Below are 18,586 nucleotides of genomic sequence, written 5' to 3'. Positions count from 1 at the left end.
CAGGCCGGACGACCGGGAAGGCACTCTTGCGCGTCACCGCGGAAGGTGCTGGTGGTGTGCGTGCGGAGAGTGTGCGGGCCGGGCCCGGCCCGCGGCGGATCCGGACCACCAAACCCGGGGCGGGCCGAAGGACCCGGAGCCGGGCGGCGGACCCGGTTCAGACCGGTGGCCAGGGGATGGCCGGCCAGTCGCCGCCGGGTTCCGGATGCGTGCCGGTGGCGAGGAGGGAGGCCACGCGGGCGCGGGTGGCGTCGATCTCGGCGGGGGTGATGTGCGCGGCCAGTGAGGCCGCCAGCGGGCCGTCCTCGGCGAGGGCCTTCCCCAGGGTCTCCAGGACCTCGCGCGCCTCCTCGGTCAAGGGCTCTCCCGCCCACCCCCACAGCAGGGTGCGCAGCTTGTCCTCGGCGTTGAAGGTGACACCGTGGTCGATGCCGTGGAGCCGGCCGTCCCGGGTGGGCAGGAGGTGCCCGCCCTTGCGGTCGGCGTTGTTGATCACCGCGTCGAGCACGGCCAGCCGGCGCAGCCGCTCGTCGTCGGCGTGCACGAGCAGCGCGGTGCGTCCCTCGCCCACCTCGGCGAACCCGATCGCCTTCCAGCCGGGTCCGGGTTCCGCCCGGTCGACCAGGGCGAGGAGTTCCGCGTCCGGGGCGGTCTCGATCCACAGCTGGCACATGCCCTCCCCGTGCGGCCCGTCCCGCAGCACGGTGGGCGGCACCAGTCCCCAGCCGGTCGCCTCGGAGACCAGGTACGCCGCGACCTCGCGCCCGGCGAGCGTGCCGTCCGGGAAGTCCCACAGGGGCCGCTCCCCCGCGACGGGCTTGTAGACACAGGCAGCCTCGCGGCCCTCGTGGGTCACGGTGCAGTACAGTGCCGCGTTCGACGCCTCACGGATGCGTCCGCGCACGGTCAGCTCGCCCTCGGCGAGCAGCAGCACCGCGGCCGCGGGGCCGGCAGGGTCCACGGGGCCGGCGGAGCCGTCGGGGGTCACGCTCCGCGCCGGTATCCGTTCTGACGCGGACATACGTGTCCTTCCGGGTCGAGAGGGAGGCTGCACAGCGGGCACGGCGGCCGGCCCGCGTTGACGACCTCGAGGGCGCGCTTGGCGAACGCACGGGCCTGGACGCCGGTGAGCCGGACCCTGAGCATCGGGGGCCCGTTCTCCTCGTCCTGCAGCAGCCGCTCCTCCGCCTCGGCGAGGTCCTCCTCGGATTCGGCGTCCAGTTCGACGAGCGCCTGCGCCTCGACGATCATGCACTCCTCCTCGCCGTCCCAGGCGAGCGCCATGGTGCCGACGCGGAACTCCTCCTCCACGGGGGCGTCCAGCGGGGCGGTGTCGGCGATCTCCGTCGGTGCCACGGCGGGCACGGCGGCGCCGCCCCCGCTACGGCGTACGACCTCGTCGAGGAGTTCGTCCATGCGCTCGGCCAGTGCGGCGACCTGGGTCTTCTCCAGGGCCACGCTGGTCACCCGGGAGCCGGCTGAGGCCTGGAGGAAGAACGTACGGCGCCCTGGCAGCCCGACCGTACCGGCCACGAAACGTTCCGGCTGGTCGTAGAGGAACACCTGACGGGACACGTCCTGTCTCCATTGAGAGTCGTGGGTACCTGTGGCCACGGCGCTGCCGCGACGGCTTCACCCTACTGCGGCCGACGATCACGGTGCGCCCGCGCCGCCGCCCACCGGGGCGTCGGCGGGCGACTCGGCCCGGGGCGCCAGGGCGGCGAAGTCACCGGTGTCGCCGAGCCGGACGAGGTAGGGGCGCAGCCGTGTGTACCGGATCGCGGTGATGGAACAGGGATCGACGGAAATCCGCTGGAAGAGGTCGAGGTGAAGTCCGAGTGCTTCGGCGACGAGGGACTTGATGATGTCCCCGTGCGAGCACATGAGATAGACGGCGTCACCGCCGTGGTCGCGCTCCACGCGCGCGTTCCACTCGCGCACCGCCTCGGCGGCACGTGTCTGCATCGCGCGCAGGGACTCCCCGCCGGGGAAGGCGGCGGCCGACGGGTGGGCCTGGACGACCTCCATGAGGGGCTCGTCCTTGAGTTCGGCGAGCTTGCGGCCCGTCCAGTCGCCGTAGTCGCACTCCCCGATACGGTCGTCGGTGTGGGCGGTGAGGCCGGGGCGGGCGTCCAGGAGCGGCCTGATCGTCTCCTGGCAACGCTGGAGAGGGCTGGCGACGACCTCGCAAAGGGGCAGGGCGGCGAGCCGTCCGGGCAGGGCGGCGGCCTGTGCGGTCCCGCGTTCGTCGAGGGCGACGCCGGGCGTGCGGCCGGCGAGCAGCCCCTCGGTGTTGGCGGTGGATCGTCCGTGCCGGACCAGGAGCAATGTGGGCATGCGGCCCAGGGTAGGCGTACGCGCGGATGTGTGGCCGGGCGCGTCGCGAGGTGCGCTGCCCGGTGCGGTGGGACCGGATGTGCCGGCCGGCCGGTGAAGGGAGAGTGCGTTCCGTGATCGTCGACTGCGCCGTCTACCGGGAGGGGCACCGGACGGAGGGGCCCGAGGACTTCTCCGACGCGCTGGAGCAGGCGCGGGCCTCGGGCGGCTTCGTGTGGATCGGGCTGCACGAGCCGACGGAGGACGAGTTCGGCCTGGTCTCCCAGGAGTTCGGACTGCATCCGCTGGCGGTCGAGGACGCCCTCAAGGCGCATCAGCGGCCCAAGCTGGAAATGTACGACGACTCGCTGTTCATGGTCCTCAAACCGGTCGCCTACGAGCCGGACAGCGACACCGTCTCCAGCGGCGAGGTCATGATCTTCCTGGGGGACGCGTTCGTGGTGACCGTCCGGCACGGCGAGGGCTCCCCGCTGAACGCCGTACGGAACCGTCTGGAGCACGAGCCGGAGCTGCTGGGGAAGGGGCCGACGTCGGTGGTGTACGCGATCGCCGACGCGGCCGTCGACCACTATCTCGACGTGGCGACCGAGCTGCAGACCGACCTCGAGGAGCTGGAGGCGGAGGTCTTCAGCCCCGACGGTGCCGGCGCGCGGCACACCGCGTCCCGGATCTACACGTTCAAGCGGCAGATCCTGGAGTTCCGCAGGGCGACCGGGCCGCTGACGCAGCCGATGGCACGGCTGGCGGGAGCGGGCGCGTTCGGTGCGGCGGTGCCCTTCGTGTCCAAGAAGGCGCGGCCCTTCTTCCGTGACGTGCACGATCACCTCACGCGCGTGAACGAGTCCGTGGAGAGCCTGGACCGGCTGGTGTCGGACATCCTCTCGGCGCATCTGGCCCAGGTGAGCGTCCGGCAGAACGACGACATGCGGAAGATCTCCGCGTGGGCGGCGATGGCGGCGGTCCCCACGATGCTCGCGGGGGTCTACGGCATGAACTTCGAGCACATGCCGGAGCTGCGGTGGGAGGGGTCCTACCCGGCGGTGATCGTGGTGATGGCCGTGCTGGAGGTGCTGCTGTACCGGCTGTTCAAGCAACGCGGCTGGATGTAGCGGGAGGCTGACCGAAGCAGCGGGCGTCGGGGCCGAGAAGCATCACGGGCCCGTCTCCAAGCATCATGGGCCCGTCTCCGCGAGGATTCCGCACGTGCCGCGGTTCCGCAGTCCGCGGCTGCGGCGCTCCGCAGCGCCCGCAGTGCCCGCGGTGGCCGGAAGTCGTCCGCGAGGAAGGAGCCGGGCGGGAGGAGGGGCGCACGGCAGCCGGGACGGCCGGCGACCACGCCGGAGACAGGAGGGGCGAGGGGGCGCCGGGGCGTAACCGCGGAGGCCACCGGGCGTTGTGGTGGGTGACGGCCGTGGCGGGGAAGACCCCCGAGCCCCCGCCACGGCCGGAGAACCTTCGGCTGCTGGGTCGGCGGTGCTACGCGAGGCCTGCGCGCTCCAGGGCCTCGGTGCCGGCGCGCAGCGACGCGAGGCGCTCGTCGAGGGTGAGACCCGCCGGAGCGAGGGTGAGGGTGGTGACCCCGGCCGCCGCGTAGGCCTTCATCCGGTCCGCGATGCGGTCCACGGAGCCGAGGAGCGTGGTGGAGTCGATCAGGTCGTGCGGTACGGCCGCGGCGGCGCCCTGCTTGTCGCCGGACAGGTACTTGTCCTGGATCTCGGCGGCCTCCCGCTCGTAGCCCATGCGCCCGGCGAGCTGGTTGTAGAAGTTCTGCTTGCGGCTGCCCATACCGCCGACGTACAGCGCGGTGTAGGGGCGGAAGGTGTCGGCCAGGGCGGTGACGTCCTTGTCGTCGCCGACGGCGAGGGGCAGGGTGGGGCAGACGTCGAAGCCCTCGAGGGTCTTGCCGGCCTTCTCGCGGCCCGCCCTCAGGTACGTGACGGCGGTGTCCTCGAGGTGGTCGGCGGAGGGGAAGATCAGCAGGGCGCCGTCGGCGATCTCGCCGGTCTGTTCGAGGTTCTTCGGGCCGATCGCGGCGATGTAGAGGGGGATGTGCTCACGCTGCGGGTGCACGGTCAGCCTGATGGGTTTGCCGGGGCCGCCGGGGAGGGGCAGCGTCCAGTGCTCGCCGTCGTGGGTGAGGCGCTCGCGCGTCATGGCCTTGCGGATGATCTCGACGTACTCGCGGGTCCGGGCGAGCGGCTTGTCGAACTTGACGCCGTACCAGCCCTCGGAGACCTGCGGGCCGGAGACGCCGAGGCCGAGGCGGAACCGGCCGCCGGAGAGGGAGTCGAGGGTGGCGGCCGTCATCGCCGTCATCGCGGGCTGGCGGGCCGGGATCTGGAAGATGGCCGAGCCCACGTCGATGCGTTCGGTCTGGGCGGCGACCCAGGTGAGCACGGTGGCGGCGTCGGAGCCGTAGGCCTCGGCCGCCCAGCAGACCGCGTACCCGAGGCGGTCCGCCTCCTGCGCCACGGCGAGGTTGTCCGCGTCCATTCCGGCACCCCAGTAGCCGAGGTTGATCCCGAGCTGCATGGCCGTCTCCCCTTACCGATCGGTAACGTAGCTTGTGCGGAGACCCTATACCGCGGGGGACGGGCGGAGCGGGCGGCGCCCGCGGCCTTCGGCCGGGCGGGGCCCGGCGGTCCGGGCGGTCCGGTGCCTGGGGAAATCCGTTGTCGGCAGGTCCCGCACCACAAGGTCCGGCCAGTAATCTCGGCGTCCATGGAGCAGAGGCATCTCGGCCGTACCGGCCTGCGTGTGTCCCGGATCGGCCTCGGGACCCTGACCTGGGGTCGGGACACCGACGAACACGACGCCGCGGACCTCTTGAAGACCTTCTGCGAGGCGGGCGGGAACCTCGTCGACACCGCCGACGTGTACGGCGACGGGGAGGCCGAGTATCTGCTCGGACAGCTCATGGACGGGCTGGTGTCGCGCCGTGACCTCGTCATCTCGACGAAGGCCGGGAGCGTGCCGGATCCGGACCGCAGGGTCGACGGCTCGCGCGGGCACCTGCTCTCCGCGCTGGACGCCTCGCTCGCGCGCCTGGGCACCGACCACGTCGACGTGTGGCACATCCACTCCTACGATCCCGCCACCCCGCTCGAGGAGACACTCCAGGCCCTGGACATCGCCGTCTCCAGCGGGCGGGCCCGTTATGCCGGCGTGTCCAACTTCTGCGGCTGGCAGCTGGCCAGAGCAGCGACCTGGCAGCTCGCCGCGCCCGGCTCGCGCGCCCGGCTCGCAAGTACCCAGATGGAGTACTCGCTGCTCCAGCGGGGTGTGGAGCGGGAGGTGCTGCCGGCCGCCCTCGACACCGGGATCGGGCTGATTCCCTCGTCACCGCTCGGGCGGGGCGTACTCACCGGCAAGTACCGGGGCGACGCCGTGCCGCCGGACTCGCGGGGCGCCTCCGCGCACCTGGCGCCGTTCGTGGAGCCGTATCTGGACGACACGGCGAGCAGGATCGTGGACGCGGTGACGACGGCGGCGGACGGGCTCGCCGTGACCGCGCTCCAGGTGGCTCTCGCGTGGGTGCGGGACCGGCCGGGCGTGACCGCCCCCGTCGTCGGCGCGCGCAACGCACAGCAGCTCACGGCGGCGTTGTCGGTGGAGGCGCTTAGTCTTCCTGACGAGATCTGCCGGGCGCTCGACGATGTGTCGGCTCCCGTGCACCGCTATCCCGATCACGACTGGAGCACGCTGTGAGCACGGAGCCGCCCGAGACCACGGAGGACGCCGAGCCGGGGACGCCGGGCGAGGCCGCGGACACCACGGACGCCGCGGACGCCTCTTCGAAGACGCCGGCGGAGTCGGAGAACGCGGCGGCGGAGGGCGAGCAGGCACCCGGGCCCCGGCAGGTGTCCGAGGCCGAGGCCGAGTTGCTGGCGCAGCGGGCCGAGCGGGAGCGGATCGAGCGGCGGAAGGCGGAGCGGCAGGGGCCGGTCGCGGCCGGCGGCAAGCTGAGCGGCACGGCGGCCGATCTGCTCGCCGCCGTACGGGCCGTGGAGAGCGGCGAGAAGCCGGCGGCCGCGGTGTCCGAGGAGCCCCGGCCCGCGCCACGGCGGCCCGCTCCCGAACCGGTACGGCCGGCGCCGCCGACGACCGTCGGGCCGGCCCCCGCCCCCGACGTGGTCGCGGCCGTGCGCGAGGTGCTCGCCCGGGGCGGCGCGCCCGGAGGGCTCGCCGTGCAGGCGGCCGATGTGCTGGGCGGGGGGGCCGCACAGGCGCTGCGGAACGATCCCTGGCTGCTGTTGCGGGTGACGGGCGTACGGCCCGAGCAGGCGGACGGTTTCGCCCGGGCGCTGCTCGGCGGCGGAGCCGGGCCGGACGACGGACGTCGGGAGCGGGCGGTCACCGGGTGGCTGCTGGAGCAGGCCGCGGAGGCGGGGCACACCGCCCTGGAGATGTCCGCGCTGACCGCGGCGCTGGCGCGGCAGGGGGTACCGGATGCCGAGGAGGCCGTGCGGACCGCGGTCTCCGACGGTGACGTCCTCGTCTTCCAGGACCCGCTGCCCCGAACGGGCCCCTCGGCACCGCAGCGAGCCGGCGCCGCGCACGGCGAGGACGGGACGGACGACGCGGAGGGCGCGGAGGGCGCGGAGGGCGCGGAGGGCGCGGAGGGCGCGGAGGGCGCGGAGGGCGCGGAGGGCGCGGACGAGGAGCGGCCCGTCAGGGTACTCGTGGGGCTCGAGCGGTATGCGATGGCCGAGGAGAGCCTCGCCGACGGGCTCGCCCGGCTCGTCGACTCCTCGCCCGAACGAGGAGGTCCGGGTACGGAGTGGGAGCGGGCCGCCGCCTCGGTGGGGGGCTCCGCGGGGGAGCTGATCCGCGCGGTCGCCGGTCACGGGCTGGTGCTCCACACGGGCGGGGAGGCGTCGCTCGCCGAGCCCGCGGCCCTGCTCCGGGCGGCGCACGGTCTCGGGCTGCGCGCCTGGGCCGCCGCCCACACCCCCGTCGGGCGCACCCGGTTCGCGGCCCTGCTGGAGGCCGCCACGGCCGGGGACACGGGCACGGCCACGGGCCTGGGGGATGCGACCGCCGAAGCAGACGTGGCGGGGGAGGCCGGGCCCGAGGGCCCCGAAGTCGCCACCGTCGCCGGGCTGCTGTCCGGTGCCGAGGGGCCGGGGCGGGACGCCGACGGGGCGCTGCTGCTGGACCTGCTCGTCGTGCTGGACGCTCCCCGGCTGGACGTCGAGGCGGCCGCGCTGGTCACCGAGTCGCTGCCGGACGGCGCCCGGCTGCTGCTGGCCGGGGATCCGGGCGTGCTGTGGTCCGTCGGTCCCGGTCGGGTGTTCGCCGATCTGCTGGCGGCGCGCGCGTGTCCGCAGGTCGCCTCCCGGCGGCCGGACCCCGGGCCGCTGGGCGAACTGGTCTCCGGTATCGGGGTCGGTGAGCTGAACCAGGTGGCGGCGCCCGGCAGGGAGGTCGTCATCGTGCCGGTGCGGGACCCTGGCGAGGCCGTGCACCGGACGGTGCAGCTCGTGGTCGACTCGGTGCCGCGCGCGATCGGGGTACCGGCGGAGGAGACGCAGGTGATCACGCCGGGGCACGGGGGCGCGGTGGGTACGCGCGCGCTGAACGCGGCGTTGAAGGAGCGGCTGAATCCGGGGCCGGGGCGCTTCGGCGGTTTCGACCCGGGCGACCGGATCGCCTACTCCCCCGCCCGGGGACGCACGGTGCCGGGCCGGGTGGTGAAGGCCGACGCGGACGGGCTGCACCTGTCCTGCGCGGGCGAGGCCGTCGTCGTACCGCAGGAGCGGGTGGAGCAGTCGGTGCGGCACGGCTGGGCGCTGACGGCGCACCAGGCGGCGGGTGACCGGTGGCCGGCCGTGGTCGTGGTGCTGCCCGGCGATGCCGTGCGGGCGTTGAGCCGGCCGTGGGTGTACACCGCGTTCAGCCGGGCGGACCGCCACCTGTCCGTGGTGCACGGCGCGGAGCAGGCACTGCCGCGTGCCGTGGCCGAGGTGGCGGCGAAGCCCCGGACGACCCGGCTGCCGGTACTGCTGGCACCACAGGTACCGGCACCGGCCGGCTGACCGGGGGCACCACCCGCCACGACGCCCGCGGTGGCGGCGACACCCTCGGTGCCACCGCCACCGCCACCGCCGGTGTCGCTCCTGCCGCCGTCACCGGTCCCGTCGGCTCGGCTCGGGAGTGGTCAGCGGTCGGCGTCGAGGGCCGGCACCGGCCCGTCCTCGAGGTCCCCGCCGGTGTCGTCGAGGTCGTCCGCCTCGTCGTCGGGATCTTCGTCGAAGACGGCGCTGACGTCGAAGCGGCACACGACCTGCGCCGGGTCCACCTGGTCGAACGGCGCCTCGAGCCATTCACCGGCTTCCGCCGGTTCGTCCGATGCCGTCACCCAGAGGGTGGAGTCGCCCTCCTCGAGGCCGAACTCCTTGTGCCGGGAAGCGATCTCGTCCGGTTCGTACTCGCCGAACAGGAGGCCGAGCGCGCCGTGGACGGTGCCCGAGGCATCAAAAGTGCCGGAGGTGCCGGAGCCCTCGTCGTCCGCCGCCTCGATCCGCTGCGCGTGCGCCAGCAGCCGCCGCGGCTCCGCGACGGCGTAGTCGCGGCGGATCAGCACGCTGAGCGCGCTGGGCTCCTCGGGGCCGGTGTAGGGCGGCAGGGCGTCCTCGGCCGCGGGGATCTCGAAGGGGGTCACTTCGTCGTAGCGGTCGTAGAGCAGTTCGTCGTACGCCTCAGCGGCCCCGGCCAGCTCGTTGAACGCTTCGTAGACGGCCGGGTCGTCCTCCCCCGACCGGCGTTCGACCGCGGCCAGGTGGCGGTCGAGCGCGGTCTTGACCGCCTCGGCGGCGGCGCGTACCTCGGCAGCGGTGGGCTGCGCAGCATCAGACATAGTGCAGACGCTATCCGTACCGGGGCCCAGCCCGCACAATAGATGCGATGCCGGAATACGAATTTGTCGACGTGTACGTGCCGCGTGGGGTCTCCCGCAAGGAGGCGGCCCGTCTGCTGACGGACCACGCGGAGTACGGTCACTGGGAGTTGGACCGACTGCGTCTGCTGCGCGACGGCAGCCGCAAGGTGCGGCTGCGGCGGCGGATCATCCGCCAGGTACGCGCGACCTGGTGAGTCCGGACACCCCGCCGACCGCTGCGCCCTCACCCACGGAGCGGGCACCGGCGCAGCCGGGCCCGCTCCGTACGACAGGTTTCGGCCCCTGTCGCGGCCGGTGTCACGCGGCGGCTCGCGCCTTGCGGTAGAGGACCACGCCGGCGAGCAGCACGCCCGCCCCGACCGGCAGGGCGAGCCCGACCGGCAGTTCGCTGCCCGTAGCGGCCAGCTCCACGTCGTTCCGGGGCAGCGCGGCGGAGTGGGTGTCCGGCTGGTTGCCGGGCGCGGAGCCACCGAGGGCGGCCTCGCCCGGGGTGGACGGCGTGCCCGGCTCGGCCTCGCCGGGGTCGCCGGGCCGGCCGGGCGGCTCCTGGTCGTCGGAGCCGCCGTTCGCGCACTCGTTGCCCAGGGCCGCGTTGCCGAGACCGATGACGTCGACGCTGTTGCCGCAGACGTTCACCGGAATGTGGACCGGTGCCTCGACGCGGTTGCCGGACGCCACGCCGGGCGAACCTGCGGTGTCCCCGTCGGCCTGCGCGCCACCGTGGCCGCTCGCCGCCGAGCCGTCCTGGTTGGCGCACGAGTTGCCCACGGACGGATTGAGGACGCCGACGACGGAGACCGTGTTTCCGCAGACGTTGACCGGCGCGTGCACCGGCGCCTGGACCGAGTTCCCGGAGAGCACGCCGGGCGAGCCCTTGGCCGTGCCCTGCGCGTCGGAGTCGGCGTGCGCGAGCCCGCCCGCGGCGGCGATCACACCGGACGCGGCTGCCACGGTCATCAGACCCTTACGGGTGGCCTGTCGCATGTACTGATTCCTGCCTTCGACAAGTGCCGGGAAGGGTTTTCCCGGGATTCCATGAATTCCTGGGATTTCTCGGACTCACGGACTCACGGACTCCCTCGGATTCCGTTCCCGGCGTTCGGGACGTACGGGAAAACCGGTCGACCCCGGAGCGCGTGGCGCGCACTGCGGGGCCGACAGGATCAAACCCTGAAAAAGCGTGCCCTAATGGGCGAGGCACAACGTCACTGGTTGACGCAGGTGTTGCCGAACGCGGGGTTCAGCAGGCCGATCACGGAAACCGTGTTGCCACAGGCGTTCACCGGAACGTGCACCGGGACCTGGACGACGTTGCCCGAGGCGACGCCCGGGGAGTTCACGGCGGCGCCCTGGGCACCGGAATCGGCGGCGGCCATGCCCGCACCCGCGAGAACCAGCCCACCGGTGGCGGCGGCGACAGCGACGACCTTCTTGATCATTATTCCTCCTCGTTGGCAATGCGATCCACATCAGCGGGTCACATCACGGGTAACGAGAAGGAAGTAATGAGGCTACGAGCTTATCGTCGCATTCACTCTTCCCAGCTAAATCCGTACGTCTGTCCGGTAAGGAAAGGGGTCGTTCAGGACGCGTCCAGGAACCGGTCGAGTACCCGGACACCGAACTTCAGGCCGTCCACCGGCACCCGCTCGTCGACCCCGTGGAACATGCCGGCGAAGTCCAGCTCCGGCGGCAGCCGCAGCGGGGCGAAGCCGAAGCAGCGGATGCCGAGCGTGTCGAAGGACTTGGCGTCGGTGCCGCCGGAGAGCATGTACGGCACCGCCCGCGCGATCGGGTCCTCGGCACTGAGGGCGGTCTGCATGGCGTCGACGAGCCGGCCGTCGAAGCCGGTCTCCAGCGCCCGGTCCGCGTGCACGTCCTCCCGCTTCACGCGAGGGCCGAGGATCCGGTCGAGGTCGGCCAGGAATTCCTCCTCGTGTCCGGGCAGGAAGCGGCCGTCGACGTGGGCGGTGGCCTGGCCCGGGATGACGTTGACCTTGTAGCCGGCACCGAGCATGGTGGGTGCCGCCGAGTTGCGCAGGGTGGTGCCGATCATGCGGGCGATGCCGCCGAGCTTGGCGAGGGTCTCGTCCATGTTCTCCGGGTCGAGTTCGGTGCCGAGGGCGTCGGAGAGCTCGTCCAGGAAGGCCCGTACGGTCTTGGTGACCCGTACCGGCCACGTGTGCCGGCCGAGTCGGGCGACCGCCTCGCTGAGTTCGGTGATCGCGTTGTCGTCGTTGGTCATCGAGCCGTGGCCGGCCGTGCCGTCGACGGTGAGCCGCATCCAGTGCATGCCCTTCTCGGCGGTCTCGACGAGGTACAGGCGCAGCTTCTCGTTGACGGTGAAGGAGAACCCGCCGACCTCGCCGATCGCCTCGGTGACGCCCTCGAACAGCTCGGGGTGCTCGCGGACCAGGTGCTTGGCGCCGTAGGTGCCGCCGGCCTCCTCGTCGGCGAGGAAGGCGAGGACGATGTCGCGCGGGGGCTTGCGCCCGCTGCGCAGCCGGTCGCGGACGACCGCCAGGGTCATCGCGTCCATGTCCTTCATGTCGACCGCCCCGCGCCCCCACACGCATCCGTCGGCGATCTCGCCGGAGAACGGGTGGTGGGTCCAGTCGTCGGCGTTGGCCGGCACGACGTCGGTGTGGCCGTGGATCAGCAGCGCCGGCCGGGAGGGGTCCTCCCCCTCGATCCGGGCCACGGTGGAGGCGCGGCCCTTGTGCGACTCGAAGATCCGCGGTTCGAGTCCCACCTCGGCGAGCTTCTCGGCGACGTACTCGGCCGCCCCGCGCTCGCCGGGGCCCGAGTGGTCGCCGTAGTTGCTGGTGTCGATCCGGATCAGGTCGCGGCAGAGGTCCACGACCTCGTCCTCACCGGTGACGCCCTTGGCCGTGCCGTCCGTCGCGCTCACGTGGTTCCTCCCGCTGTCACTGCACTCTTGTCACTGCACTCTGTTCCCCGCACGCCGTCACTGCTCGTGGGTCTCCCCTCATCCTCCCCCCTGCGCGGCCCCCGCCCCAAGACCGGACCCGGCCCGTCGCACGGCGTTCCCCGGGAACGGGGCACGCCCGGGCCGGGCACGCCGGGCCGGGCACCCGCCGGGGGTGATCGGCCACCCCGGAAAGCCTGGTAATGTTTACGTCGTCGCTGCGGGGGAAACCCGCGCGTCAGACACCTTGTCCGGGTGGCGGAATGGCAGACGCGCTAGCTTGAGGTGCTAGTGCCCTTTAACGGGCGTGGGGGTTCAAGTCCCCCCTCGGACACGTGAACGCGAGGGCCGCGACCATCAGGTCGCGGCCCTCGCGCTTTGTCGCGTCCCGTCACGGAGGAAGACCATGGCCGTTCACCCCTGCCCCTGCGGACTCCTCGAGACCTACGAGGCGTGCTGCGGGCGTTTCCACTCGGGGGCGGCCGCCGCGCCGACCGCCGAGCGGCTGATGCGGTCGCGGTACTGCGCCTTCGTACGGCTGGACGCCGGTTATCTGCTGCGGACCTGGCATCCGCGGACGCGGCCGGAGCGGATCGACCTCGATCCCGGGATGCGGTGGACCGGACTGGAGATCCTGGAGGCGGCCGCCGGGTCCGCCTTCCACTCCACCGGGACGGTGACCTTCCGGGCCTCCTACCGGGGCGGCTCGCTGCATGAGCGGAGCCGCTTCGAGCGGGTGGACGGGGCATGGATGTACCTCGACGGGGAGTTCCCGGGCTGAGCCCGCCCGCCCGGCTCCCGCTCACCCGACCCCGCTCAGCTGACCCCCGCCCAGAGGGCTCCCGCCCACCGGCCCCGCCCGTCCCCCCTCGTTCCGGACCGCCGTTGACAGAGCGGAACGCTGTTCCGTATCGTAATTGGAACAGCGTTCCGCTTATTGGCGTGGCCGGAACCGGACGTTTCCGACCGCCTCGACCACCGTCGGCCGCCCGAGAGCGGGCGCCGGCGCCGGAGGCCATCGAAAGGGAACCCCCGCATGAGCACACCGACCTCCCCTGCCCGCACAGCCCTCCCCGCCCCCGCCCCCGTCCTCTCCGTCAGTCCGGTGGTGGTGCCGGCTCCCGGCCGGGCGGTGGACCTGGAGGTCCGGGTCTCCGCGCCCGTGACCGGGGGCGGCCTGCCGGTCGTCCTCCTCTCGCACGGCCAGGGCCACTCGAACCACCTCTCCTCGCTGAACGGCTACGCTCCGCTCGCCGACTTCTGGGCGGCGCACGGCTTCGTCGTCGTCCAGCCGACCCATCTCAGCTCGAGGACACTGGACCTGGACCCCGCCACACCCGGGGCGCCCCTGCACTGGCGGTCACGGGCCGAGGACATGACACGCGTCCTCGACGGGTTCGACGCGATCGAGGCCGCGGTGCCGCAGCTGCGCGGGCGGGTGGACCGCGACCACGTGGCGGTGGCCGGGCACTCGATGGGCGGACACACCGCGAGTCTGCTGCTGGGCGCCCGGCTCACCGATCCGGACGACGGAAAGGAAGTGGACCTGACCGATCCCCGGATCGGGGCGGGGGTGCTGCTCGCCGCACCCGGCCGAGGGGGCGACGCCCTCACCCCCTCCATGGCCGAGGCCCTTCCCTTCCTCCTGACCACGGACTTCTCCGGGATGACCACGCCCGCGCTCGTGGTCGCCGGCGACCAGGACGACTCCGCCCATCTGACGGTCCGCGGTCCGGACTGGCACGCCGATCCGTACGCCCTCGCGCCGGGACCGAAGTCGCTGCTCACCCTGTTCGGCGCGGAGCACGGGCTCGGCGGGATCTCCGGCTACGACGTCGCCGAGACCACGGACGAGAACCCCGCGCGGGTCGCCGCGGTGGCGCGGCTCACCTGGGCCTACCTGCGCAGCCGGTTCCACCCGGGGGATTCCGCCTGGCAGGAGGCGTGCGACGCGCTGACGGCCGGCCCCGGCCCGCTCGGCCGGGTCGAGTCCAAGTAGGCCGGACGGACCGGCGCGGCGGACCGGGCACGGCGGCGCCCCGGCCCGGTCACGGTCACGGTCACGGGGCCAGGATGTCCAGTTCCTGGAGTGCGCCCACGGTGATCTCCCGGGTCAGTTCCTCCGCACGTGCGGCGTCGCGCTCGCGGACCGCTTCGGCGACCCGGACGTGCAGGGTGACCGCGGCCGGGTCGGGGTCCTCGAACATCACGTCGTGGTGGGTACGGCCGGCGAGGACCTCGGCGACGACGTCGCCGAGGCGGGCGAACATGTCGTTGCCGGACGCGGTGAGGATGACGCGGTGGAAGGCCACGTCGTGGAAGAGGTACCCCTCGAGCTGGTGGCCGCGCGAGTGGGCGACCATGCCGAGGGCGCACTCGGTGAGTTCGGCGCACTGCTCGGCGGTGGCGTTGCGGGCAGCGAGCCCCGCCGCGACCGGTTCGACGGCCGAGCGCAGCACCGTGAGCGAGCGCAGTTGCCGGGGGCGGTCCGCGCCGGCCAGCCGCCAGCGGATGACCTGGGGGTCGTACACGTTCCAGTCGCGGGCCGGGCGGACCGTCACCCCCACCCGGCGCCGGGACTCGACGAGGTGCATGGACTCCAGGACGCGCACCACTTCACGCATCACGGACCGCGACACGTCGAAACGCTGGGCGAGTTCGTCGGTGCGTAGCACGCTGCCCGGCGGGTATTCGCCCGCTGTGATCTCGGGGCCGAGGGTGTCCAGTACACGGCCGTGCAGACCCCGGCCCATGGTGCTCATCCACTCAGAGTACGGGGCGGATCACAGGTTCCAAAGGTCAGACTTATGCGTCACACCCCCTTGTATTTGTCTTACCTTTGAGTTTCAGTTGCCTCGACATCAGGTTGTCGACGACGACAGCAGACTGTGAGGCAGCGATGAACATCCCCCATGTCGTAGTGGTCATGGGCGTCGCGGGCACCGGCAAGACCACCATCGGTCCCCTGCTCGCGGCCCGGTACGGCGTCCCCTACGCCGAGGGCGACGACTTCCACCCCCCGGCCAACGTCGCCAAGATGTCGGCGGGCACCCCGCTCGACGACGACGACCGCCGGCCCTGGCTGGACGCCATCGGCGGGTGGGCGCACGGACGGGGCGGCCTCGGCGGCGTGGTCAGCTGCTCGGCGCTGAAGCGGTCGTACCGCGACCGGCTGCGGGCGGCCGCGCCCGGCGTGGTCTTCGTGCACCTCACGGGTGACCGTGCGCTGATCGAGGACCGGATGGCGCACCGCGAGGGGCACTTCATGCCCACGGCGCTGCTCGACTCCCAGTTCGCCACGCTCCAGCCGCTGGAGCCGGACGAGCGCGGGGTCGCCGTGGAGGTCACGGGCAGCCCCGAGGAGATCACCGAACAGGCGGTCGCCGCCCTCGCGGACCTCTCCGAAGCGGCCTCCTAGCCCCCGCCCGGAGCAGCCGGCACTCGGCCCGGCCGCTCCCCTGTTCCCCCCGCTCCCCCTCCCCGTACTCACAAGGGATTCACCGTGACCAGACTCAGTGTCGAGCTGCTGGCAGCGGACGCACCCGAGCCGATCACCTCGGCCGGCCACGCTCAGCTGGGCATCGCCGTCCTGGCGGGCATCGCCGTCATCGTCGTGCTCATCACCCGCTTCAAACTGCACGCCTTCCTGGCGCTGACCATCGGTTCGCTGGCGCTCGGCGCGTTCGCCGGGGCGCCGCTGGACAAGGTCATCACCAGTTTCAGCGCCGGGCTCGGTTCCACCGTCGCCGGTGTCGGCGTGCTCATCGCCCTCGGGGCGATCCTCGGCAAGATGCTCGCCGACTCCGGTGGCGCCGACCAGATCGTCGACACGATCCTCGCCCGGGCCAACGGCCGCACCATGCCGTGGGCGATGGTGCTGATCGCCTCGGTGATCGGTCTGCCGCTGTTCTTCGAGGTCGGTGTCGTGCTGCTGATCCCGGTCGTGCTGATGGTCGCCAAGCGCGGCAACTACTCGCTGATGCGGATCGGCGTCCCGGCGCTCGCCGGCCTGTCCGTGATGCACGGCCTGGTGCCCCCGCACCCCGGCCCGCTGGTCGCGATCGACGCGCTCGACGCCAACCTCGGCGTGACGCTCGCGCTGGGCGTGCTCGTCGCCGTCCCGACGGTGATCATCGCCGGTCCGGTCTTCTCCACGTACGCCGCCCGCTGGGTGGACGTCCCCGCCCCGGACCGGATGATCCCCCAGCGCCCCTCCGAGGACCTGGAGAAGCGTCCCGGGTTCGGTCCGACGCTGGCGACCATTCTGCTGCCGGTCGTGCTGATGCTGGCCAGGGCCCTGGTGGAGATCGTCGTCGACGACCCGGAGAACGGCGTTCAGCGGGTCTTCAACGTCATCGGCTCCCCGATGATCGCCCTGCTCGCGTCCGTGCTCGTCGGCATCTTCACGCTGGTCCTGCCCGCCGGGTTCAGCAAGGAGCGGATCTCGGGGCTGGTCGAGAAGGGCCTCGCCCCGATCGCCGGCATCCTGCTGATCGTCGGCGCGGGCGGCGGCTTCAAGCAGACCCTGATCGACTCCGGTGTGGGTCGGATGGTGCTCGACATCTCCGAGGACTGGTCGATCCCGGCCCTGCTGCTCGGCTGGCTGATCGCGGTGGCGATCCGGCTGGCGACCGGTTCCGCGACCGTGGCGACCATCTCGGCGGCCGGCCTGGTGGCACCGCTCGCGGCCGACATGTCGACCACGCACGCCGCTCTGCTGGTGCTCGCCATCGGTGCCGGCTCGGTCTTCTTCAGCCATGTCAACGACGCCGGTTTCTGGCTGGTCAAGGAGTACTTCGGGCTGAGTGTCGGCCAGACCGTCAAGACCTGGTCGGTCATGGAGACGATCATCTCGGTGGTCGCCGGGGCGCTGGTGCTGCTGCTGTCGTTGGTCATTTAGCCGGTCACCACGCCGGTCGTCCGGTTGATCACGCAGCTTGTCTCCGGTACGGCCGCGGGCGCGGCGCCCCCCCCCCCCGGCCCCCGGGGGGGCGGGCCGCCCCGGGCGCACCGGTGGGCGGCGGCGGCGCCCCGCGGGCCGCCCCCCGGGGGGGCGGGGGGCGCGCCCGTCCGCCCTGTGCTCAGGGCCGCCACAGCGGATGCTCGCGCCGTGCCCAGTCGCGGTCGACGGTGCCGGTGCGCATGCCCCGCCGGGCCTCCGGGTCGGCCAGGGCCATGCCGATGTGGCCGGCGAGGACGATGCCGAGGGTGAGGGCCAGCCAGTCGTGGACGAAGGTCGCGCCGGTGCGCCACACCAACGGGGTCAGGTGGGTGAACCACATCATCAGACCGGTGCCGAGCATCACCAGCGTGGCGCCGGCGGTCCAGGCCGCGTAGATCTTCTGTCCGGCGTTGAACTTTCCGGCCGGCCGCTGCGAGGGGCGTCCGTCGCGGCGCAGCGCGGCCCGCAGCCACGTGCGGTCGTGCGGGCCGAAGCGGTTCAGCCGGCCCAGGTCGGCGCGGAAGGCCCGGGAGAGCAGTGCGGCCAGGACCGGTACCGGCAGCGCGAGCCCGGACCACTGGTGGACGGTGACCACCAGGGCGCGGCGTCCGACCAGCTGGGCGAGCTGGGGGACGTACAGGCAGGCGGCGGTGAACACGCAGAGGCCCATCAGCGCGGCCGTGGTGCGGTGCGCCCACCGCGCGGCGCGGGTGAAGCGCGGGACGCCGGTCGTGGCGGCGACGGCGGTGGGCGGCAGGTCAGTCCGTGGGTTCATCGTCGCGTCCGTTCGAGCGGCCGACCCAGGCGTCGATGTCGTAGCCGCGCTGCTCCCAGTAGCCGGGCTCGACGTCCTCGGTGACGGTGATGCCGGAGAGCCACTTGGCCGACTTGTAGAAGTACATGGGGGCGACGTAGAGGCGGACCGGGCCGCCGTGGGCGTGGCCGAGGTCCTCGTCCTGCATGCGCAGGGCGACCAGGACGTCCGCCCGGCGGGCCTGGGCGAGGGTGAGGCTCTCCGAGTAGGCGCCGTCGAAGCAGGTGAAGCGCACCGCGCCGGCCGTGGCGCGCACGCCCGCCGCGTCCAGGAGGCGGGAGAGGCGTACCCCCTCGAACGGTGTACGGGGCACCCGCCAGCCGGTGACGCACTGGACGTCGCGGACCATGCGGGTCTGCGGCAGGGCCGACAGGTCGGCCAGGGTGTAGGAGGCGGGACGGTCGACCAGGCCGTCGACGGTGAGGCGGTAGGTCCCGGCGTCCTTCCGCGGGACGGAGGAGGTGACGGAGTAGTAGCGGAAGCCGCCGCCGTTCGGGAGCAGGCCGGTCAGGCCGGTGGGGTCCTTGTCGGAGGCCCCGGCGAGGAAGGACTCCAGTCCGCGCTGGAGTACGGGGGCGGCGGCCACGCCGAGGGCGCCGAGTCCGAGGGTGCCCAGGAGGATCCGGCGGCCGAGGGGCCGGCCCCGGCCGTCGGGCGCCTCCC

At 73.0% G+C, this 18,586-nt stretch carries 19 protein-coding genes and 1 tRNA gene; 9 read left to right on the top strand and 11 right to left on the bottom strand.

Annotated features, from left to right (window positions below; all coding sequences use genetic code 11):
• Nucleotides 1-157 precede the first annotated feature (157 nt).
• The 3 genes from ORI94_RS20320 to ORI94_RS20310 all read right to left on the bottom strand — a co-directional run bounded on the left by ORI94_RS20320 (nucleotide 158) and on the right by ORI94_RS20310 (nucleotide 2,337).
• Nucleotides 158-1,021, bottom strand: a complete 864-nt coding sequence (locus ORI94_RS20320; RefSeq protein WP_266077582.1) for an SCO1664 family protein — start codon at nucleotides 1,019-1,021, stop codon at nucleotides 158-160.
• Nucleotides 985-1,575, bottom strand: a complete 591-nt coding sequence (locus ORI94_RS20315; protein ID WP_266077580.1) for a DUF3090 domain-containing protein — start codon at nucleotides 1,573-1,575, stop codon at nucleotides 985-987. The genes ORI94_RS20320 and ORI94_RS20315 overlap by 37 nt, the downstream gene beginning before the upstream one ends.
• 78 nt (nucleotides 1,576-1,653) lie before the next feature.
• Nucleotides 1,654-2,337: a histidine phosphatase family protein gene (locus ORI94_RS20310; RefSeq protein WP_266077578.1), complete on the bottom strand. Its 684-nt coding sequence runs from the start codon at nucleotides 2,335-2,337 to the stop codon at nucleotides 1,654-1,656.
• 113 nt (nucleotides 2,338-2,450) lie between these two features.
• Between ORI94_RS20310 and corA the strand changes: the two genes are divergently transcribed.
• Nucleotides 2,451-3,446 (top strand): magnesium/cobalt transporter CorA, encoded by a 996-nt coding sequence (corA, locus tag ORI94_RS20305; protein ID WP_266077576.1) that lies wholly within the window; start codon nucleotides 2,451-2,453, stop codon nucleotides 3,444-3,446.
• Nucleotides 3,447-3,813: 367 nt separating this feature from the next.
• Here the strand turns inward: corA and ORI94_RS20300 are convergent, their stop codons facing one another.
• Nucleotides 3,814-4,869 carry an LLM class F420-dependent oxidoreductase gene (locus tag ORI94_RS20300; RefSeq protein ID WP_266077574.1) on the bottom strand — a complete coding sequence of 352 codons (1,056 nt, stop codon included), beginning with the start codon at nucleotides 4,867-4,869 and terminating at the stop codon, nucleotides 3,814-3,816.
• A 189-nt stretch (nucleotides 4,870-5,058) separates the two neighbouring features.
• Here ORI94_RS20300 and ORI94_RS20295 point away from each other — a divergent pair, with 189 nt between their 5' ends.
• Both ORI94_RS20295 and ORI94_RS20290 read left to right on the top strand, forming a co-directional pair.
• Complete coding sequence (locus tag ORI94_RS20295; protein ID WP_266077572.1) at nucleotides 5,059-6,045, top strand: aldo/keto reductase; 987 nt, start codon at nucleotides 5,059-5,061, stop codon at nucleotides 6,043-6,045.
• Entirely contained in the window at nucleotides 6,042-8,375 is a 2,334-nt protein-coding gene (locus ORI94_RS20290) for a helix-hairpin-helix domain-containing protein (protein ID WP_266077570.1), read from the top strand. The genes ORI94_RS20295 and ORI94_RS20290 overlap by 4 nt, the downstream gene beginning before the upstream one ends.
• Before the next feature lie 122 nt (nucleotides 8,376-8,497).
• On the opposite strand, the gene ORI94_RS20285 is transcribed toward ORI94_RS20290, so the two are convergent.
• Nucleotides 8,498-9,196: a hypothetical protein gene (locus tag ORI94_RS20285; protein ID WP_266077568.1), complete on the bottom strand. Its 699-nt coding sequence runs from the start codon at nucleotides 9,194-9,196 to the stop codon at nucleotides 8,498-8,500.
• Between the two features lie 47 nt (nucleotides 9,197-9,243).
• Between ORI94_RS20285 and ORI94_RS20280 the strand changes: the two genes are divergently transcribed.
• Complete coding sequence (locus ORI94_RS20280; RefSeq protein WP_055574802.1) at nucleotides 9,244-9,432, top strand: DUF5703 family protein; 189 nt, start codon at nucleotides 9,244-9,246, stop codon at nucleotides 9,430-9,432.
• 103 nt (nucleotides 9,433-9,535) lie between these two features.
• Here the strand turns inward: ORI94_RS20280 and ORI94_RS20275 are convergent, their stop codons facing one another.
• From ORI94_RS20275 to ORI94_RS20265, 3 genes are all read right to left on the bottom strand, one after another.
• A complete protein-coding gene (locus ORI94_RS20275) occupies nucleotides 9,536-10,222 on the bottom strand; it encodes a chaplin (RefSeq protein ID WP_323056073.1) in 687 nt (228 codons plus the stop codon).
• Nucleotides 10,223-10,443: 221 nt separating this feature from the next.
• A complete protein-coding gene (gene chpH, locus ORI94_RS20270; RefSeq protein WP_042168569.1) occupies nucleotides 10,444-10,677 on the bottom strand; it encodes a chaplin ChpH in 234 nt (77 codons plus the stop codon).
• Between the two features lie 143 nt (nucleotides 10,678-10,820).
• Nucleotides 10,821-12,149 carry a M20/M25/M40 family metallo-hydrolase gene (locus ORI94_RS20265; RefSeq protein ID WP_266077562.1) on the bottom strand — a complete coding sequence of 443 codons (1,329 nt, stop codon included), beginning with the start codon at nucleotides 12,147-12,149 and terminating at the stop codon, nucleotides 10,821-10,823.
• Between the two features lie 267 nt (nucleotides 12,150-12,416).
• Here ORI94_RS20265 and ORI94_RS20260 point away from each other — a divergent pair.
• The 3 genes from ORI94_RS20260 (at nucleotide 12,417) to ORI94_RS20250 (ending at nucleotide 14,166) form a co-directional block, all read left to right on the top strand.
• Nucleotides 12,417-12,501 (top strand) — tRNA-Leu (locus ORI94_RS20260).
• 72 nt (nucleotides 12,502-12,573) lie between these two features.
• The gene (locus ORI94_RS20255; protein ID WP_266077560.1) at nucleotides 12,574-12,948 is read left to right on the top strand and encodes a YchJ family protein; all 375 of its coding nucleotides are present in this window, start codon (nucleotides 12,574-12,576) and stop codon (nucleotides 12,946-12,948) included.
• Nucleotides 12,949-13,203: 255 nt separating this feature from the next.
• The gene (locus tag ORI94_RS20250) at nucleotides 13,204-14,166 is read left to right on the top strand and encodes an alpha/beta hydrolase family protein (RefSeq protein ID WP_266077558.1); all 963 of its coding nucleotides are present in this window, start codon (nucleotides 13,204-13,206) and stop codon (nucleotides 14,164-14,166) included.
• Between the two features lie 61 nt (nucleotides 14,167-14,227).
• Here the strand turns inward: ORI94_RS20250 and ORI94_RS20245 are convergent, their stop codons facing one another.
• On the bottom strand, nucleotides 14,228-14,929 hold the full coding sequence (locus ORI94_RS20245; RefSeq protein WP_266077556.1) for a FadR/GntR family transcriptional regulator: 702 nt from the start codon (nucleotides 14,927-14,929) through the stop codon (nucleotides 14,228-14,230).
• A gap of 137 nt (nucleotides 14,930-15,066) precedes the next feature.
• Here ORI94_RS20245 and ORI94_RS20240 point away from each other — a divergent pair, with 137 nt between their 5' ends.
• Both ORI94_RS20240 and ORI94_RS20235 read left to right on the top strand, forming a co-directional pair.
• Nucleotides 15,067-15,585, top strand: coding sequence for a gluconokinase (locus tag ORI94_RS20240; RefSeq protein WP_266077554.1), 519 nt, complete (start codon nucleotides 15,067-15,069; stop codon nucleotides 15,583-15,585).
• 84 nt (nucleotides 15,586-15,669) lie between these two features.
• Nucleotides 15,670-17,067, top strand: a complete 1,398-nt coding sequence (locus tag ORI94_RS20235; protein WP_042168601.1) for a gluconate:H+ symporter — start codon at nucleotides 15,670-15,672, stop codon at nucleotides 17,065-17,067.
• A gap of 181 nt (nucleotides 17,068-17,248) precedes the next feature.
• Here ORI94_RS20235 and ORI94_RS20230 read toward each other — a convergent pair whose 3' ends face one another.
• Both ORI94_RS20230 and ORI94_RS20225 read right to left on the bottom strand, forming a co-directional pair.
• Nucleotides 17,249-17,884: a cytochrome b/b6 domain-containing protein gene (locus tag ORI94_RS20230; RefSeq protein WP_266077551.1), complete on the bottom strand. Its 636-nt coding sequence runs from the start codon at nucleotides 17,882-17,884 to the stop codon at nucleotides 17,249-17,251.
• Nucleotides 17,868-18,545 carry a molybdopterin-dependent oxidoreductase gene (locus ORI94_RS20225; protein WP_266077715.1) on the bottom strand — a complete coding sequence of 226 codons (678 nt, stop codon included), beginning with the start codon at nucleotides 18,543-18,545 and terminating at the stop codon, nucleotides 17,868-17,870. The genes ORI94_RS20230 and ORI94_RS20225 overlap by 17 nt, the downstream gene beginning before the upstream one ends.
• Nucleotides 18,546-18,586: the final 41 nt, after the last annotated feature.

Source organism: Streptomyces sp. NEAU-W12 (assembly GCF_026242095.1).
GTDB lineage: Bacteria > Actinomycetota > Actinomycetes > Streptomycetales > Streptomycetaceae > Streptomyces.
This window is presented reverse-complemented; position numbering and strand designations above follow the sequence as displayed.

What these genes read in the sequence shown, in the direction of transcription:
- ORI94_RS20300 (WP_266077574.1), bottom strand. Translation starts at nt 4,869, where the DNA reads ATGCAGCTCGGGATCAACCTCGGCTACTGGGGTGCCGGAATGGACGCG.
- ORI94_RS20320 (WP_266077582.1), bottom strand. Translation starts at nt 1,021, where the DNA reads ATGTCCGCGTCAGAACGGATACCGGCGCGGAGCGTGACCCCCGACGGC.
- ORI94_RS20280 (WP_055574802.1), top strand. Translation starts at nt 9,244, where the DNA reads ATGCCGGAATACGAATTTGTCGACGTGTACGTGCCGCGTGGGGTCTCC.
- chpH (WP_042168569.1), bottom strand. Translation starts at nt 10,677, where the DNA reads ATGATCAAGAAGGTCGTCGCTGTCGCCGCCGCCACCGGTGGGCTGGTT.
- ORI94_RS20275 (WP_323056073.1), bottom strand. Translation starts at nt 10,222, where the DNA reads ATGCGACAGGCCACCCGTAAGGGTCTGATGACCGTGGCAGCCGCGTCC.
- ORI94_RS20285 (WP_266077568.1), bottom strand. Translation starts at nt 9,196, where the DNA reads ATGTCTGATGCTGCGCAGCCCACCGCTGCCGAGGTACGCGCCGCCGCC.
- ORI94_RS20230 (WP_266077551.1), bottom strand. Translation starts at nt 17,884, where the DNA reads ATGAACCCACGGACTGACCTGCCGCCCACCGCCGTCGCCGCCACGACC.
- ORI94_RS20250 (WP_266077558.1), top strand. Translation starts at nt 13,204, where the DNA reads ATGAGCACACCGACCTCCCCTGCCCGCACAGCCCTCCCCGCCCCCGCC.
- ORI94_RS20240 (WP_266077554.1), top strand. Translation starts at nt 15,067, where the DNA reads ATGAACATCCCCCATGTCGTAGTGGTCATGGGCGTCGCGGGCACCGGC.
- ORI94_RS20255 (WP_266077560.1), top strand. Translation starts at nt 12,574, where the DNA reads ATGGCCGTTCACCCCTGCCCCTGCGGACTCCTCGAGACCTACGAGGCG.
- ORI94_RS20310 (WP_266077578.1), bottom strand. Translation starts at nt 2,337, where the DNA reads ATGCCCACATTGCTCCTGGTCCGGCACGGACGATCCACCGCCAACACC.
- ORI94_RS20295 (WP_266077572.1), top strand. Translation starts at nt 5,059, where the DNA reads ATGGAGCAGAGGCATCTCGGCCGTACCGGCCTGCGTGTGTCCCGGATC.
- ORI94_RS20245 (WP_266077556.1), bottom strand. Translation starts at nt 14,929, where the DNA reads ATGAGCACCATGGGCCGGGGTCTGCACGGCCGTGTACTGGACACCCTC.